This window comes from Armatimonas sp. (assembly GCF_031410135.1).
In the GTDB taxonomy this organism is placed as follows: Bacteria; Armatimonadota; Armatimonadia; order Armatimonadales; family Armatimonadaceae; genus Armatimonas.
In genome coordinates, this window is record NZ_JANNYP010000031.1 from 1 (window position 1) to 1,474 (window position 1,474).

Here is a 1,474-nt window from a genome sequence, read left to right on the forward strand (position 1 = left end):
GCCACTCCCAGGAAGATAACCTGCCCTTTTCTGAGGGGATCTACAACTCGGTAGCTCGCGCTGGCTCCAGGAGTGCCAGGAGGTCAGCTCGCTGGATCAGGACTTTGCGCAAACCCGCCACGCGGAACGCCTTGAGCTTGCCAGATCGAATGTAGGAGCGGATCGAGGAGGTCGAGAGCTGCAAGTAGCCCGCCGCCTGATCCACTGTCAATAAGTCATGCGCAAGTGCCTGATATTTGTCTTCGCTCTCACCCTCGGCCATACCACAGTATGGCATACCCGAGCTTCCGTATGGCACACCATAACATTGAGGGCACACCGCAGCTTCTCTGGCACACTTAACTCCAGATGGCACACTTAACTCCAGATGGCACACTTTACGAAGCTAACTCCAGAGCGCAGACAGAGGAACGGCGAAGAGCCCCTCACCAAACGGGAGAACATGCTGTCCCGTGTAGAGCAGGATGCCACGGTGGAACTTACCACCTACAGAAACACTACCACCTACAGAGGCTTGGAGCGTTCGCAGACCACGGAAATCGCTACTCGAGACTGAGGTGGATGCCTTCACTTCCACACCCACAAGGCGACCGTCACGAGACTCCATCAAGACATCCACTTCCTCACGCTGGGCTGTATGCCAGTGGTAGAAGCCAGGATGCGTCTCACTCCACGTCGCGTCCTTCATCAGCTCCAGCGCCACGAAGTTCTCCAGAAGCCCACCCAGGAGGCTGGGGTCTTCCACCACGCGACTCTCCGAGACACCCATCAGATAGCCCGCCAGCCCGGTGTCGGTCAAGAGTATCTTAGGCGTTTTAAGAAGGCGCGTGCCCAGGTTATTGCTCCAGGCAGGAAGCAGTTTCACCAGGTAGATTGCCTCCAAAAGCGCCATGTAGCGCTGGAGGGTGGTGTAGGGCAGAGGCAGCGTTCGAGACAGATCGGCAAGATTAAGCAAAGAAGCTGAGCGGGTGGCAAGTAGGCTCATCAGGCGCGGCATCTGGGTCAGCCCCTCGATATTGGCAAGATCCCGCACATCACGCTGAAGTATGGTCGTCAAATAGGAGGAGTACCAATCTTGGCGGCGACTTGTGCTTCGGGTGAGTGCTTCCGGGTAACCGCCTGCCAGAACGCGAGCCACGACATCGGCCCGATCCATCGCCTCAGAGCGCGGTGGCAGGCTTCCCAGAAGGGTATCGGAGAAAAGCATATCCACGAAGCTGGAGGTAGTGCCTACAAGCTCCGCCTGAGAGAGCGGCCAGAGGGTAAGAATCTCGACACGGCCCGCGAGCGACTCAGAGACCTTGGGAAGCACGAGGACATTGGCGGAGCCTGTGAGTAGGAAGCGCCCCGGCCTACGATCTCGATCTACGCTGGCCTTGATAGTGGGGAGAAGCTCTGGGGCGTGTTGTACCTCGTCCACGATCACCGGCTCGCCACTGGCTACCAGAGTCGCTAGAAACCCGGCAGGGTCGGC

2 protein-coding genes are annotated in these 1,474 nt (G+C 58.3%); both read right to left on the reverse strand.

The annotated features are described in order from the left end of the window. Positions 1-40: 40 nt before the first annotated feature. Complete coding sequence (locus tag RMO15_RS01140; RefSeq protein ID WP_309707074.1) at positions 41-277, reverse strand: helix-turn-helix domain-containing protein; 237 nt, start codon at positions 275-277, stop codon at positions 41-43. Positions 278-385: 108 nt separating this feature from the next. Further along, positions 386-1,474 (reverse strand): ATP-binding protein (locus tag RMO15_RS01145; RefSeq protein WP_309707076.1); only part of this gene is annotated, 1,089 nt, incomplete at its 5' end.

Bases quoted from the DNA above. Each gene is read 5' to 3' on its own strand.
- RMO15_RS01140 (WP_309707074.1), bottom strand. From the start codon at position 277: ATGCCATACTGTGGTATGGCCGAGGGTGAGAGCGAAGACAAATATCAG.